The sequence below is a fragment of the Pseudomonas sp. SJZ077 genome, assembly GCF_007993905.1.
In the GTDB taxonomy this organism is placed as follows: domain Bacteria; phylum Pseudomonadota; class Gammaproteobacteria; order Pseudomonadales; family Pseudomonadaceae; genus Aquipseudomonas; species Aquipseudomonas mandelii.
Genome location: NZ_VIUJ01000004.1, coordinates 132,435 through 148,000, shown reverse-complemented (window position 1 = coordinate 148,000; position 15,566 = coordinate 132,435). Strand labels below are relative to the sequence as shown.

Here is a 15,566-nt window from a genome sequence, read left to right as displayed (position 1 = left end):
CGCCGTCAGGATCAGGCAATACCGTGCAGAGAGTGGGTGCCGCGTGATCTACACTCTTTGTTGCTGAATCAAGCCCGGGATCAGCTACCCGGGGTTAATGCAGAGTGACGGGCTGCGTTGGAGGTCATTATGAGCAAGGTGTCATCCATCGGCCTGAGCATCGCATTGGCGGTTGCGTGCACCCAGGGTTGGGCTGCAACGGTCGTTCCGATGAAAGGGCAGAGTTCGCAACAGACCCAGCTGGACATCAATGAATGCAACAGCATCGCGTCTAGTCAGGCCGCGTCGACCGCACAGCCTGCTTCCGGAGGGCGATTGCGCGGTGCTGCCGCGGGGGCCGCCGCGGGATCGGCCGGGGCAGAAGTGCGCGGGCGTCAGCATGACGAGTTTTATGAGCGCATCGATGACGACACGAAACAGGACTATCGGCAGGACCGCGCCAAAGAGACCGCCGTGGCCGGTGCAGTGGTGGGCGGCTCGCGTCAGCGTCAGGAGCGCCGGGCACAAGAGAAAACCAGTGCCGCCACCACCTCGACGGCGTACACCAGTTGCCTGCAGGGCAAGGGGTATCAGGTTAATCCCTGAGCCTTTCGCGGCCGCTGCTCGAGCAGATAAACCATCAGGCAGGCGTACAACGTGACGGCGAGGAACAAGCCCATGCGCACCGCAAACGCGGTGTACACGTCCTTGCCTGCGATGCTGTCCTGAACCGACTGGCCCAGCAGGATAATCAGCGTGATCAGGGTGTTGAGCCAGAACCCCGGGCTGAACCCGGTCGGGCTCAGCGCGTAGAGCTTGCGCGCCAGCACCAGGCCGAACAGCAGCATCCACAGAAAGAACATCCACAGGTGCACAAACAGGCTGAGGGCGCTCCAGAACAGGATCGCCAGCAGGCCTGCGAGCAAGGTTGAACCAACGAGTTCGCGACCGGCTGTGTGGGCGTTGGTCGTGGAGCTTTGTTGGCCCAGGCTGACGGCTTTGAGGATGATCGGCAGGTAACCGGCCGGGTCGATCAACGCGAGCAGGAACGTCGGTAACACGATCAGGGTTGCACGTAGCGCCACTCGGCTGACCTCTTCGGCGGGCAACGTCGGGGCGGGTGGCGGGGAAGGGGCGTTGGGCGGATCCGGGAATAACCCGTGACTGACCGCCACGACCGCTACGGCGAGCAGCAAGCCCTTTACCAGTGCACCGATGACCATCGCCGCCAGATCGAATTCGGCAACGCCGGCCGAGGAAATCATCGTCAGGCCAATCACCAGAAAGGTCACGATCAGGGCATTTCCACCGCGCAGGCCAAAACGGAAGACCAGGAACAGGCTCAGACCGATCAGCAGCACGCCGCTGACGGGGTAATAACGCAGGATCGGGATCAACAACAGGCCGAGGCCCGTGGTCAACATCGCAGCCAGTGCGAGCACCACGGCTGCCTTGAATGGCAACGGGCGATTGATCGAGGCCAGCAGGATCAGGCACAGCACCGGCGCGAGAAAGGGGATCGGCAACCCGAGGCCGAAGCTGGCGGCAAGGCACAGCGCCGTGCCAGTGGCCAGGCGTAATGCGCGCTGTTCCCGGGGCGTGCGTTTAGTAGGCATAGCTCAGCCAGCTCATGAAACCCAAAAACAGCCGACCCAACGGGTTCAGCGGGTTGCCTTGAGTCGGGAAGGCCATGACTTCGGCCTGCCCGCCAGCACGGATGGCGCCGCTGTCACGCAAGGTTTTTCGGGCGTCTTCGGAGAGCTCGATAATCACCGGAAAACGCTGGGCCGGTCGCAGCCAGTCGCGGCTGTTCTGGACACTGGGCAAGGTGCCAGGCGCCGGTGTCTGTCCGACACTGACGCCATAACCGACACTGCGCACGCGTCCGTCGAACACTTCGCCCGGGAATGCATCCAGGACGATCGCCACAGGCGTATCGACTTTCACCAGACCGAGGTTGTTTTCAGTCATGTCCGCGCTGATCCAGACATCGTGGATGGCAATCAGGGTCATGACCGGGCCACCGGCCGCGGCGAACTGCCCGGCGTCGGTGCGCAGGTCGGTGACCAACCCCGCCGAACGGGCGCGGATCTGTGTGTTGGACAGATCCAGCTCGGCTTTCGACAGCGCCGTGGCGGCGCTTCGCAGCAGGGCGTTGTCTTCCTCGCTGCCACCTTCTTGCTCGCGCGCTCGTTGCACTTCGGCGCGGGCGGCCGCGACCTGGCTGACCGCCTGTTCACGATTGGCGCGAGACACTTCGAGCAGACGCACGGAAATGGTTCCGGGGTCTTCGCGGTACAAACCTTCCAAACGTTGATTGTCTTGTTTCGCTTTCAGTTCGTTGGCCTGGGCCGCGCGCAAGTTGGCTTGCGCCGAAGCGATGCCGGCGGTGCTGGCGCCGATCTGCCGACGGGTCGATTCAAGGTCTGCGCGGGCGCGGTCGACGGCGATCTGGTAGGGCTGCGGGTCCACTTCGAACAGCACGTCGCCCGCCTGGACGTCCTGATTGTTGCGCACGTTGACGCGGATCACCCGGCCGGCGACTTCCGAGGCGACCGGAATGACAAAGGCGCCCACGCGGGCTTGTTGCGTATAGGGCGTGAAACGGTCGGCCGCCAGGTACCACGCCAGGCTCAGGAGGATCAGGAGCAGCACCCATTTGATGCCTTTTTTCGCCGGGTCGGCGGCAGGCTCAGGAGGCTTTGGGGCGGGCACCTCGGGGACAGGCTGCACGGTTTCACTCATGGCTGTTTACCTTGTGGGGCAGGGAGGGCGGCGGGCTCGCTCAGCAGGTCGCCCCAGTCGGTGCGTTTTTCCATCTGCTGGCGGGTGGCTTCATCGACTTTGGGCTGGGCGCTGTACCAACCGCCACCGAGGGATTTGTACAGGGCAATCAGGTTGCTCACCGCGTTGCTGCGGGCGACCAGGTAGCTGTCCTGCTGTTCGAGCAGTGCGCGCTGAGCATCGAGCACCCGCTGAAAGTCCGAGTAACCTTCGCGGTACTGCGTGCTGGCCAGCACCAGCGAGCGTTTGGCGGCCACTCCGGCTTCGCTCAGGATGCGTTCGCGCTCCAGCGATTTGATCAAACCAGTGGCGGCATCGTCAGCCTCCCGCGCAGCCTGTCGGACTTTGTCGCGGTACGCCTCGATCAGTTGCTGCAACCGCGCATCCTGGATGCGCACGTTATTGCTGATCTGGCCATGGTCGAACAGGTTCCAGCGCAGGCTGGGACCGCCGATCAGGTCCAGGCTTCTGGACGTACCGTTGAGCGTGTCGGCCGACCAGACGATGCTGCCAAGCAAGGTCAGCGACGGATAGAAATCACTTTCGGCCACGCCAATCAATGCCGACTGGGCGGCGACATTCAGCTCGGCGGCGCGCACATCGGGCCGACGCAGCAGCAGATTGGCCGGCACATCCTGGAGCACGGCGCGATCGACCAGCGGGATCAAGCCTTCGTTGCTCACGAGCATCGGTAACGCGCCGGGCGGTTGCCCGATCAGCACGGCCAACGCATTACGCGTTCGTTGCAACTGGTCTTCGAGGGAGGGGATGGTGCTCAGGGTGCCGAGGTATTGGGTTTTGGCCTGTTGCAGGTCGAGTTCCGCTTGCTGGCCGCTGTTGAACAGTTTCTCGGTGATCTCGAAATTACGCTTTTGTTGTTTGGCGTTCTCCCGGGCAACGCGTAACCGGGCCTCGGTGGTGCGCAACGAAAAGTAGGTGTCCGCGACCTGGGCGCGCAGCAATACCAGCACGTCTTCATAGTTGGCCTGAGCGGCAAAATAACTGGCGTCGGATGATTCGATGGCCCGGCTGAAACGCCCCCAGAAGTCCAGCTCCCAACCCATGTCGAACCCCGCGCTGTATTGCCAGAAATGGCTGTCCTGGGGATTGGTGCCACCCGATTGCCGGCGATTGAAGTACAAACTGTCGGCGCTGGCTTGCTGCAGTTGCGGGTACAGAGCGCTTTGCGCAATGCCCAGCTGGGCACGGGCTTCCATCACGCGCAAGCCGGCGATTTTCAGGCTGGAATTATTTGCATCCGACTCGGCGATCAGCTGATTCAGTAGAGGATCGTTGAAGACCTGCCACCACTGGCGGATATCCGGATTCGGTCCGCGTTGACTGGCGTGTTCAAGGGCTGCGGTATTCCAGTGTTCGACCCACGTTTCGCCCGGCGACTGGAAGTCCGGCCCCAGCCGCACGCAGCCACTCAGGCCAAGTGCGCCGAGCAGGAGGAGGTGGCCTGGCAGTCTTTGCAAGGAACGGCCTCGAGGCATCGCGTATCGTCCAACCAGAGAAGGTCACTGGAGCATAGCCGTCCAAATGAGCAACCGGCTGTTAAGCTTCTCAGGCAACCTCAAACTTCTGCGATCACTTATAGGCAGGACACTCATGAGTCTTTTTGTGCTGGGGGGCAATTTCTGGGAGAAGGTGCGGGCGTTGTTTATCCGCTCTGCCAAGGTGGTCAATCCCGAGGCGGCGTAAGGCGTGCCTGCTAGCGCGAAATGATCCCGTGATCGATCGCGTATTTGACCAGGGCTGCGGGTTTATCGATGTTCAGTTTGCGGCGGATGCTCAAACGATGGGTTTCCACAGTGCGCACGCTGATGTCGAGCTCGCGGGCCATTTCCTTGTTGTTCAATCCTTGCGCCATTTTGTACAACACCTGGCTTTCGCGAGGGGTCAGCTCATTGTCGGTGCTTTTGTCGGCTATCAGCCGCTGGGCGATTTCGGCGCTGTAGAACGTGCCGCCACTGACGATGGCTTCGATGGCCGCAATGATTTCCCGCGACGGTGAGTTCTTCAGCACATAGCCGCTGGCGCCGGCGCGAACGGATTCACTCACGTATTCATAATTGTCGTACATGCTCAGCATCAGCACCTTGAGCGACGGATACTGGCTGCGCAGCACGCGGGTCAGCTCAAGCCCGTTCATGTCGCGCAGGCTGATGTCGACCAGCAACAAGTCTGGCTGGCAGCGCCCGACCATCTCGATGGCCTGCGCGCCACTTTCGGCTTCGCCCACCACTTCCAGGGGCGCCATGACCGCGAGCAGCGCTTTGATCCCGTCGCGGACCAGGGAGTGATCGTCGACCAGGGCGACGCGGATCGGGTAGGGCAGGTTCATCGCAGATATTCTCTCTTGTTGTAAGGGGGTGGGTCAGCGTTTCGCACCGGGCATTTTCATCGGCAGCAGCACGTCCAGCTCACTTCTTCCAGGCATCGATATCAGGTCGAACCGCCCGCCAAAATGTTCGACACGCTCACGGATATTACGCAGGCCGATGCCCGCGTGGCGACGTTCGACCTGGGCGACATTAAAACCGACACCGTCGTCGACCACCGTCAACCGCACGGATTCCTGTGATCCATGCAGGGTAATCGAAACGTTTTTAGCCTGTGCGTGGCGTTCGATGTTGGTCAGGCCTTCCTGCACAATCCGGAACAGCGAAACCGCCGCGCCGTCGACCAGGTCACAGTCAAATTCATTATCGTCGTAAGTCACGGTGAGACCGCTGCGCTGCTCGAATTCGGCGGCGAGCTGGCCGATCGCCGCCGGCAGGCCCAGCGTGTCGAGCAATGACGAGCGCAGATCGTGAGAGAGGCTGCGAACCTCGCCAATCGCGTCGCCAAGGCGCTCCGTGGCATCTTTCAGCGTATTCAAACCCTTGTCGTTGGCCTGGCCATTCTCCAGCAGCAGGCTGGCCAGTTCGAACTGGAATTTTATGGAGACGAGCACCTGGCTGATGCCGTCGTGCAGCTCCCGGGAAACCCGTGAGCGCTCTTCCTCCTGGAGGCTGACGATCCGCTGGGTCAGGCGCTGGAGTTTTTTGTCCGCCAGGCGATGCTCGCTGACGTTGAGCGTCATGCCGCTGGCGAAGACAAACAGCACGGCCACGAGCGCCACCGCGGCAATCGCCAGCATGGTCTTGCGGATGCCGTGGGCCACTTCGTCACGCGCCTGCTGGGTGGCGCGCTCAACGTCTTCAAGGTAGATGCCGGTACCGAGCATCCAGCCCCAACGGTCCAGCATCACTACATACGCGAGTTTGTCGGTGACCTGACCGGAGGAAGGCTTGTTCCAGGCGTAGCGCTGAAAACCTTCGCCGGATTGCGCACTTTTGAGCAGTGCCTGAATCACCGGCAAACCTTGGGGATCTTTCATGTCCCACAGGTATTTGCCCACCAGTTCCGACTGGCGCGCGTGCATCAGGCTGCGACCCTCACGGTCGTAGACGAAGAAGTAGCCGTTGATGCCAAAGCTGAGCTTGCGCAGTTCTTCCAGCACCTGTTGCTGGGCGTGCTCGTCACCGTGGCCGTCGTCGTAGAGCGGTGCGATCAGGCTCTGGGCCATTTCCACGTAGTTTTTAAGCTCGGCGCGTTTGCTCGCCAGAATGCTGTCTTCAATCAGCTGCGCCTGTTGATCGCCGAGTTGGCGATTGAGGGAAATCACCAGCGCGCAGATCACCGCGATCGCCAACACCAGCGGCAGAATCCCGAGCGCGACGATTTTGTGTTTGAGCTGCATCTTGGCTCCTGACCGGACCGAGGGAAGGCGATGGCCCGGCATCATATGTCAAAGATACGCGCGTCCAGTAGCGGTGCTGGACGGAATGACCTGCGGCGGGGATGTCTGTCAGGTGAAATGCAAAACCCTTGTAGGAGCGAGCCTGCTCGCGATAGCGGTAGGTCAGACGACATTGATGGTGAATGTCAGTCCGCTATCGCAAGCAGGCTCGCTCCTACACAGCAATTACCGCATCTACGTAGAACTACGTAGGCGCCATGTACGTAGTAACGCGGATTTATTTGTGGACGGCATGCGGGGATATTGGGCCAGCTCCGCACCGCGGACACAATTATAAAAAATTACCGCCGCAGTCCACTGGCTGTCGGCAGGAGACACGCTATGCCCCGTATGGCTAAACACCTCGCCTGGTTTGCCGTGGCTGTTCTGGGAGCGTTTGCGCTAAGTGTCGTGGCCTTGCGCCGCGGCGAAGCGATCAACGCCCTGTGGATCGTAGTCGCAGCAGTCGCTATCTACCTCGTTGCCTACCGCTACTACAGCCTGTTCATCGCCACCAAGGTGATGCAACTCGACCCCAATCGTGCCACGCCCGCCGTCATCAACAATGATGGCCTGGACTACGTGCCGACCAACAAACACGTACTTTTTGGTCACCACTTCGCGGCCATCGCCGGTGCAGGTCCGCTGGTCGGCCCCGTTTTGGCGGCGCAGATGGGCTATCTGCCCGGTACGCTTTGGCTGATTGCCGGCGTGGTGCTGGCCGGTGCGGTTCAGGACTTCATGGTCCTGTTCATGTCCACCCGCCGCAACGGCCGTTCCCTGGGCGATATGGTCCGGGAAGAAATGGGCCGCATCCCCGGGACCATTGCGCTGTTCGGCTGCTTCCTGATCATGATCATCATCCTTGCGGTGCTGGCATTGATCGTCGTGAAAGCCTTGGCCGAGAGCCCGTGGGGGATTTTCACGGTGATGGCGACCATCCCGATCGCGATGTTCATGGGCATCTACATGCGCTACATCCGCCCGGGTCGCATTGGTGAAATCTCCATCATTGGTGTGCTGTTGCTGCTCGGTTCGATCTGGCTCGGTGGGCAGATTGCTGCTGATCCGGTCTGGGCCAAAGCGTTTACGTTTACTGGCATTCAGATCACCTGGATGTTGATCGGCTACGGTTTTGTCGCCGCGGTATTGCCGGTGTGGCTGATTCTGGCCCCGCGTGATTACCTGTCGACTTTCCTGAAGATCGGCACCATCGTCGCCTTGGCGATCGGCATTCTGATCACCATGCCCGACCTGAAAATGCCGGCACTGACCCAGTTCATCGACGGCACTGGCCCGGTGTGGAAAGGCGGGTTGTTCCCGTTCCTGTTCATCACTATCGCCTGCGGCGCGGTCTCGGGTTTCCATGCACTGATTGCCTCCGGCACCACGCCGAAACTGTTGGCCAGCGAAGGTCATGCCCGTTACATCGGTTACGGCGGCATGCTGATGGAATCCTTCGTCGCCATCATGGCGATGGTCGCGGCTTCGGTGATCGAACCGGGCGTGTACTTCGCCATGAACAGCCCGGCGGCGCTGGTTGGCTCTGATGCTGTTTCGGTTGCTCAGACCGTCAGCAGCTGGGGTTTTGCAATTACTCCGGAAGCGCTGCAAGCGGTGGCCAAGGACATCGGTGAAACCACGATCCTGGCCCGTGCCGGCGGTGCGCCGACCCTGGCGGTCGGTATCGCGCAGATCCTGCATCACGTTCTGCCAGGTGAAAACACCATGGCGTTCTGGTACCACTTCGCGATCCTGTTTGAAGCGTTGTTCATCCTGACAGCCGTCGATGCGGGCACCCGTGCCGGGCGTTTCATGTTGCAGGATTTGCTCGGTTCGTTCGTACCGTCGCTGAAGCGCACTGAATCCTGGACCGCCAACCTGATCGCGACCGCTGGTTGCGTGGCGATGTGGGGTTATCTGCTGTACCAAGGCGTGATCGACCCTCTGGGCGGCATCAATACCTTGTGGCCGTTGTTCGGTATCTCCAACCAGATGCTGGCCGGTATCGCGCTGATGTTGGCGACCGTTGTGCTGATCAAAATGAAACGTCAGCGCTACGTCTGGGTGACCATGTTGCCAGCCGTGTGGCTGCTGATCTGCACCACCACCGCAGGCTTCATCAAGCTGTTCGATGCCAACCCGGCGATCGGTTTCCTGGCCCTAGCCAAGAAGTACAGCGATGCGCTGGCCAACGGCCAGATCCTCGCCCCGGCGAAGAGCATCGACCAGATGCACCACGTGATCTACAACGCCTACACCAACGCAACGCTGACCGCGCTGTTCCTGCTGGTGGTCTTCAGCATCCTGTTCTTTGCGCTCAAGGTCGGCATTGCGGCCTGGGGCAGCAAGGAACGCACGGATAAAGAAGCCCCATACCAGGCGCTGCCGCAAGCGTGAGGGAGGAGGGCGCCAAATGTTCAATGACCTGAGTCGCCTCGGTAAATACCTCGGTCAGGCCGCGCGCTTGATGGTGGGCATGCCGGACTACGACACCTACGTCGAACACATGCAGGGCAAACACCCGGACAAGCCGGTGATGAGCTACGAAGTGTTCTTCCGGGAACGCCAGGAAGCGCGTTACGGGAGCAAGGCCGGGCCTAAATGTTGTTGAGGTAACTGGCGGCTTGATGCAATCCCCGTGGGAGCGGGCTTGTTCGCGAAAGCGGTGTGTCATTCAACACTGATGTTGACTGACACGACCTCTTCGAGAGCAAGCCCGCTCCCACTTTTGTTTTGTGTTGTCTTTTAAATCCTCGACGGCGTCCTCGGCGCCGGTAAATCTTCAACCATGGACTAAACTCAGCGAGCCAATCGACTGCGAGGTGTTGTTCATGGCAAAGGACAAGAAATCCACCAAGAAACGTCATTCCGTCGACATCGCGAAGATGTCCAACAAGGACTACCTGAGTGAACTGCGCCGACTGCATGTCGAAATAGTGAAGTTGCAGGAATGGGTGCAGCATGAGGGCATCAAGATCTGCATTGTCTTCGAGGGCCGCGACGGGGCGGGCAAGGGCGGCACCATCAAGGCGCTGACTGAACGCGTGAGCCCACGGATCTTTCGCGTTGTGGCGTTACCTGCCCCGACCGATCGCGAAAAAAGCCAGATGTATGTGCAGCGTTACCTGCCACATTTGCCTGCGGCTGGCGAAGTGGTGATCTTTGATCGCAGTTGGTACAACCGTGCGGGCGTCGAGCGCGTGATGGGGTTTTGCACCAAAGAGCAGGCAGTCAGTTTCCTGAGGGCTGTCCCCTTGGTCGAGCGGGCAATCGTCGACTCGGGCATCATGCTGTTCAAGTATTGGCTGGAAGTCAGCCCGCAGGAACAGACCCGACGGCTTGAAGCGCGGATTGAGGACGGCCGCAAAATCTGGAAGCTCACCCCAATGGACCTGAAGTCGTACAGCCGCTGGTATGACTACTCGCGTGCACGTGATGACATGTTCAAGGCGACGGATACCGGACATGCTCCCTGGCTGGTAGCCAACTCGAACGACAAACGACGGGCTCGCCTGAACATCATCACCGATTTGCTCAGCCGCATTCCTTATGAAGAGGTGCCGCGCGAGAAAGTGAAGTTGCCCAAGCGTCAGCGGCCAGGCGGTTATCACGAACCGGATTACCCACTAAAACGCATTCCCGAAAAGTTCTGAGTGCGTCGTCAAATCTTTCATGGGTACTAAAGCGAATAAAACTATTGATAAAAAGGTACATAAGCTTTAAACGGGAAGAACACTGGCGTATTGCTAGCAACTAAAAAGTGGATATCGCCAGTTTTGGCACAGGGAGCGCTGATGAGTTTTTGTCCATTGTCCGACTCCCCGCAGCAATCCGTTGTCGCCACGCTACCGAAGAGTCGGCCGGATGCTGTCGGCACAGCCTGCAAGGGCCATGAAGAAACGGTTGAACAATTGCTGACCTCGGCTCGCCACTGGGCTCACACCACCGCATGGGTGGTGTACCGTGCCGGCGAACACATGCATCTGGTCGGGCAGGGCGATCCGCAGGCGAAGTGGCCGTCCAGTGTGGCGAGTGAAGAATTTGAGGCTTTTTGCCAGGCCCGGCACTTGCACCGATGGCCGACCGGTCGAGGTGAAAGTGTATTGGGATGGCTGCTCGCGCCCATCAAAGATGCTGCGGAACCGGCGCTCGCCGAATTTGCCCAGCGCCTGGGCATGCAGGTACAGACCGATACCCTTGCCCGAGCGCAAATTACTCAACGGGTGCTGTATGAAATTACCTACCTCGCGAGTTCGACCCGCGACCGGTTTGTATTTCTGGTGGGGGTTCACCGGCTACTCGCCAGCCTGATCGACGCCGAGAACTTCTATCTCGCACTGTATGACCCGCATACCGGCAAGATTGACTATCCGTATTACGTCGACATCATCGACGTTGATGCCGTGGAGGCCGAACACTACGAGTACCTTGATGTTTCACACCTGTCGTTGACCGGCCAGGTGTTGACCACCGGCCAGCCGTTGCTGATCGACGCCGCCGGCATTCGCGCGGCTCAGGCCGAGGGCCGCTTCTACTGCGTGGGGGATCGTCCCGAGTTCTGGATGGGCGCGCCGTTGAAAAATGCCTCGGATGACGTGTTTGGCATGCTGGCCATGCAGGTCTACGACGTTTCCCGTACCTACAGCGCTGAAGACCGCGCATTGTTTCTAGTGGTGGTCCGCCACGTGGCCATGGCGCTGGACCGGATCCTGCACCGCGAGAATCTCGAAGGGATCGTCATGCGTCGCACCCTGGAGCTTTCGGCACTCAACGACGCCTTGAGGCAGGAAGTGGCAGAACGTGAGCGCGCCGAACATCTGCAGAGCGCGCTGTTCCAGATTGCTGAACTGTCAAGCCAGCCTGGCGACATGGCTGAACTGTTTCAAACATTGCATGGCATCGTCGGTGATCTACTGTTCGCGCAGAACTTCTACATTGCACTGTTCGACGACACGACCACTGAAGTGACTTTTCCGTATTACGTTGATGATCGGCAGACAACCTGTCCGTCGGCACGGCGTGGACGCCGGGGCCTGACTGAGTACGTTATTCGTCAGCGTCGACCTTGCTTGATTGACGCCGACGAGGCTGAACGATTGCATGTGCACGGTGAAATCGAAATTGCCGAAGAGTGTTACCGGTCCTACTCCTGGCTGGGCATTCCCTTGTTCGATGGCGATGTGGTGCGTGGTGTACTGGCGGTACAAAGCTATACCTCGCAAGTGCGGTATACCCTGCGTGATCAGGAACTGCTGACGTTTGTGTCGCGGCACATCGACACCGCGTTGTCGCGACGCACGGCCGCCGAAGCCATCCATTCCGCCAACCTCAAGCTCGAAGCCCGGGTGCAGAGCCGCACCCGAGAACTCGATCACGCCAATGCCAAGCTGCAACACGAAAACTCCCACGATGCGCTGACCGGGCTGCCGAACCGAACCTACCTGCAACAGCACCTCAATCAGGCCTGGTTGCGATTCGGCAGCGAAGGCGGGCACCTGGCGGTGATGTTCATCGACCTTGATCGTTTCAAAATGGTCAACGACAGCCTCGGCCACCATTTTGGCGATCTGCTGTTGAGGCAGGCCGCCCACCGCTTGCGCAGCTGCCTGCGTGACACCGACATGCTCGCACGACTGGGGGGCGATGAATTTTCGGTGCTCGCTCCCGACGCGCCGATGGACGTGGTGATCGAAATCGCCGAACGGATCCTGGTGGCGTTTGACCTGCCGTTTTTTATCAATGGCCATGAGGTTTTTTCATCCTGCAGTATCGGTATTGTCAGCGCCGACAATCAGTTCCATCACGAACCGGCCGACTTGCTGCGCGATGCCGATGCAGCGATGTACCGGGTCAAGAGTGCCGGTCGCGACAGCTACGCGGTGTTCAATCAGGAAGTGCGCCGAGAAGTCTCGGACCAGATGGAGCGCGAAGGGGCCTTGCGCAATGCGCTGAAACGCACCGACGAACTGCTGCCGTATTTCCAGCCAATTGTCAGCGTTGAAACGGGTGAACTCCTGGCCCTTGAAGCGCTGATCCGCTGGCATCAGCCGGGCGGCCGAGTGATCGCACCAGGGGAGTTTTTGCCGAACGTCGAAGGGTTGCGCCTGATCGGTCGACTGGACCTGTACATGCTCACCAGCGTTGCAGTAATCCTCGCACTCCCTCAACACGCCAATTGGCCGCCGGTGCACGTGAATTGCTCCAGCTACAGCATGACGCGCCCGGACTTTGCCAGTGATGTGCTTGCCCTGTTGGCGCAGCACCGGGTCGCGCCGTCGCGGATCTGCCTGGAGTTGACCGAAGGTGCCCTGGTGGCCGAGCCGGCTATTGCCCGGCAGAACATGCAGCAATTGGCCGACAATGGCATGTCGGTGGTGCTCGATGACTTCGGTGCAGGATTTTCATCCCTGAGCTACGTGCATCAATACCGTTTCAGCGGCTTGAAGATCGACAAGTCTTTCATCCTTGAACTGACCACCAGCGCCCGCAGTCGCGCGATCGTGCGGGCAATTGTGCGGATGGCCGAATCGCTGGACCTGAGCGTGGTGGCCGAAGGTGTCGAGGATGAAGCGACGCTGATCTTGCTGCGCGAAATGGGGGCAGGGCAGGCTCAGGGTTATTATTTTGCCAAGCCCATGGGGTTGCAGGCGTTGCTGGATACGTTACTTGTCGCTCGCTAAAACGGGGTGTGTTATTGCGGCAATGCATAGACCTTGAACAGCTTTTTAGCCGTGTCGTCGGCGCCCCCCAGGTATTTGTCGAATGCCTGCTCAATCTCGCCCGAGCGGTACATGTCACTTAGCGCGGTATCGACCAGCAAACGGAAGTCTTCATCGTTTCGATCCACTGCCATTGCAGTCGGTGCGTACTCGAAAATTCGGTCGAGCAAAACCAGATTGCTTGCAGACTTATCCGTGGCGAGAAGATTTTTCAGCACCATGCGTTCGGCGAAGAAGGCATCGGCCTTGCCTTCGGCGACCTGCTTGAGGCCTGCCGCGGTATTTTCGACAGTGACAAGCGTGGCCACGACCCCGAGTAATCGCATCCGCTCACGGATCCATGTCTCGGTGACTCCGCCTGCAATGGCGGCATAGGTCTGGTTGGACAACCCATGGTTGATCGTCGCTCGCCACGTTGGTCCGGTGGTAGCCACCTTGCCAGCAAGCGCATTGAGCAACGGCTGCGGTGCATCCTGACGCACCACTACCGAGAGGCCAGCCGTGTAGACCGGTATTGAGTAGCTCACCCTCTTGCGCCGCTCCAGAGTGGGGGCGGTCGGTGTACAGAGAATGTCGATTTTCCCCGAGCTGACGGCATTTATCTCGTCGGTGGGTGAGACCGACAGGTAGCGTATTTGCAAACCAGGCAGAGCCAGTTCGGTCTTGACCTTGTCGGCGATCTTCAGGCACAGATCGATCGCATAACCGCTCGGTATATCGCTTGCCTGGGCGCTAAAAGGGGGGAAGTTCGGCAAGTAGCCGAGGGTGAAGGATTGAGTCGTCCGCACGCGCTCAAGCGTATCGGCACCCGCCAATACCGGCATCAGCGTGAGCAGGCAGACGAGCAGCAGGTTGTTGGCTTTGGACAATTTAACGTTCATATCCTGATTCCCCGAATTCAGATGGCTGGCAGTCCTGAAGACGACGGTCAAGGGATGTTGGCCTGAGTCTGAGGCGGTGCAGATGGCTCGACAAACCGTTTGGAGAGGAAGCCGTAAAGCAGGTAGCCGAACGCCAGGACAAGGGCGCCGCCGAACACGGCTTCTTTGCCGCAGGCATACAAAGCGTACAAGGAGTAAGCCACGGCAATCAGTAACAGCGCCGTATTGCGGGTGTATACGCCTGCGCTGACTTTGGCTTTGTACATCATGACCAGCAGGCCGGTGGCCGCCGTCACATAGGGGATCAGGTTGGTCACTGCCGCCAGGCTGACGAGTTTTGCAAACTGAGCGCTGGCGTTGGGCGATATGGTCGACAGCGCCATCAAGGTCTGCAACACACCGCAGACAAGCATGCCGACAATGGGCGCGTTCAGCGCGCTGACCTTGCTGAACAGTTTGGGAAACATGCCCTGGTCAGCCGTCATCTTGGCCGTTTGCGCCAGGGTGAACTGCCAGCCCAGCAGCGAACCGACACAAGCCAATACTGCCAGCGCCATGATGATGTTGCCGACTGTCGGGTTGAACATGTGTGCATAGACGAGCGCGAAAGGGGCCGATGAGTTGGCCAGTTCGGCATTGGGTATGATGCCCTGAATAACGGACGTCGACAGCACGTAAACCACTGCTGCACCGAGCGTGCCGAACAGGCAAGCCAGCGGCACCGTGCGCTTGGGATCGTCCACGGCATCGGAAGCCTGAGCCGCCGACTCCATGCCGAGGAAGGCCCACAGCGTCAGGGGGATCGCTTTGCTGATGGCTTCGGAGATGGGCAGTTCGTTCGGGTTCCATGCGGCAGCCAGCACGTCAGGCTTGAACCAGAACCAACCGATGATGCACAAGCCGGCCACCGGGATGATGACACCCCACACGGTGATCGCACCGATCTTGCCGGTGATGCCGGGGCCGCCAAAGTTGGCCACGGTGGTCAACCAGAGCAAGCCGACCGTTCCGATGAACAATGGAATGGCGCCACTTCCCAGCCACGGCAGGAACGATGTCATGTACCCCACCGCGGAGATGGCGACGGCCACGTTGGCGATGGCCAGCGAAAGGAAGTACAGGTACGAGCAGAGGAAAAACCCTGATTTGGCGTGTGCCTCTTCGGTGTAGGCAGACAACCCTCCTGGACGCGGGCAGAAAATACCGCACTGGGAAAAGCAGTAGGCGATGGACATTGAGCCAATGGCCGTGACGATCCATGACAACAATGAAACGGCCCCGAGTTGCGCCATGCTTGTCGGCAACATGATGATGCCTGAGCCCATCATGTTCACCGTGACCAGTGTGGTGAGCCCCATGAGGCTCATTTTCTTGCTTGAGTCGGCCATCGGAAACTCCTGGATCTGCTCGACG

12 protein-coding genes are annotated in these 15,566 nt (G+C 59.8%); 5 read left to right on the top strand and 7 right to left on the bottom strand.

The genetic code is table 11. The annotated features are described in order from the left end of the window. The first annotated feature begins 129 nt into the window (after positions 1-129). A complete protein-coding gene (locus FBY01_RS09200; RefSeq protein WP_145307195.1) occupies positions 130-585 on the top strand; it encodes a YMGG-like glycine zipper-containing protein in 456 nt (151 codons plus the stop codon). On the opposite strand, the gene FBY01_RS09195 is transcribed toward FBY01_RS09200, so the two are convergent. The 5 genes from FBY01_RS09195 to FBY01_RS09175 form a co-directional block, all read right to left on the bottom strand. After that, positions 570-1,595, bottom strand: coding sequence for a DUF2955 domain-containing protein (locus FBY01_RS09195; RefSeq protein WP_010460098.1), 1,026 nt, complete (start codon positions 1,593-1,595; stop codon positions 570-572). The two genes, FBY01_RS09200 and FBY01_RS09195, sit on opposite strands and share 16 nt — an antisense overlap. Then, on the bottom strand, positions 1,585-2,724 hold the full coding sequence (locus FBY01_RS09190) for an HlyD family secretion protein (protein ID WP_145307192.1): 1,140 nt from the start codon (positions 2,722-2,724) through the stop codon (positions 1,585-1,587). The genes FBY01_RS09195 and FBY01_RS09190 overlap by 11 nt, the downstream gene beginning before the upstream one ends. Further along, entirely contained in the window at positions 2,721-4,259 is a 1,539-nt protein-coding gene (locus FBY01_RS09185; protein ID WP_145307189.1) for an efflux transporter outer membrane subunit, read from the bottom strand. The genes FBY01_RS09190 and FBY01_RS09185 overlap by 4 nt, the downstream gene beginning before the upstream one ends. 218 nt (positions 4,260-4,477) lie before the next feature. Further along, complete coding sequence (locus tag FBY01_RS09180) at positions 4,478-5,110, bottom strand: response regulator transcription factor (RefSeq protein ID WP_010460104.1); 633 nt, start codon at positions 5,108-5,110, stop codon at positions 4,478-4,480. A 33-nt stretch (positions 5,111-5,143) separates the two neighbouring features. Beyond that, a complete protein-coding gene (locus tag FBY01_RS09175) occupies positions 5,144-6,511 on the bottom strand; it encodes a cache domain-containing protein (RefSeq protein WP_077748407.1) in 1,368 nt (455 codons plus the stop codon). A gap of 381 nt (positions 6,512-6,892) precedes the next feature. Between FBY01_RS09175 and FBY01_RS09165 the strand changes: the two genes are divergently transcribed. The 4 genes from FBY01_RS09165 to FBY01_RS09145 all read left to right on the top strand — a co-directional run bounded on the left by FBY01_RS09165 (position 6,893) and on the right by FBY01_RS09145 (position 13,233). Beyond that, entirely contained in the window at positions 6,893-8,950 is a 2,058-nt protein-coding gene (locus FBY01_RS09165) for a carbon starvation CstA family protein (protein WP_010460108.1), read from the top strand. Between the two features lie 16 nt (positions 8,951-8,966). Then, complete coding sequence (locus tag FBY01_RS09160; RefSeq protein WP_010460111.1) at positions 8,967-9,164, top strand: YbdD/YjiX family protein; 198 nt, start codon at positions 8,967-8,969, stop codon at positions 9,162-9,164. Between the two features lie 220 nt (positions 9,165-9,384). Then, positions 9,385-10,206, top strand: a complete 822-nt coding sequence (gene ppk2, locus FBY01_RS09150; protein ID WP_145307186.1) for a polyphosphate kinase 2 — start codon at positions 9,385-9,387, stop codon at positions 10,204-10,206. A gap of 141 nt (positions 10,207-10,347) precedes the next feature. Then, positions 10,348-13,233, top strand: a complete 2,886-nt coding sequence (locus FBY01_RS09145) for an EAL domain-containing protein (RefSeq protein ID WP_145307184.1) — start codon at positions 10,348-10,350, stop codon at positions 13,231-13,233. 11 nt (positions 13,234-13,244) lie between these two features. Here FBY01_RS09145 and FBY01_RS09140 read toward each other — a convergent pair whose 3' ends face one another. Both FBY01_RS09140 and potE read right to left on the bottom strand, forming a co-directional pair. Further along, positions 13,245-14,153, bottom strand: coding sequence for an amino acid ABC transporter substrate-binding protein (locus FBY01_RS09140; RefSeq protein ID WP_145307181.1), 909 nt, complete (start codon positions 14,151-14,153; stop codon positions 13,245-13,247). 47 nt (positions 14,154-14,200) lie between these two features. After that, positions 14,201-15,541 (bottom strand): putrescine-ornithine antiporter, encoded by a 1,341-nt coding sequence (potE, locus tag FBY01_RS09135; RefSeq protein WP_010460119.1) that lies wholly within the window; start codon positions 15,539-15,541, stop codon positions 14,201-14,203. Between the last annotated feature and the right edge of the window lie 25 nt (positions 15,542-15,566).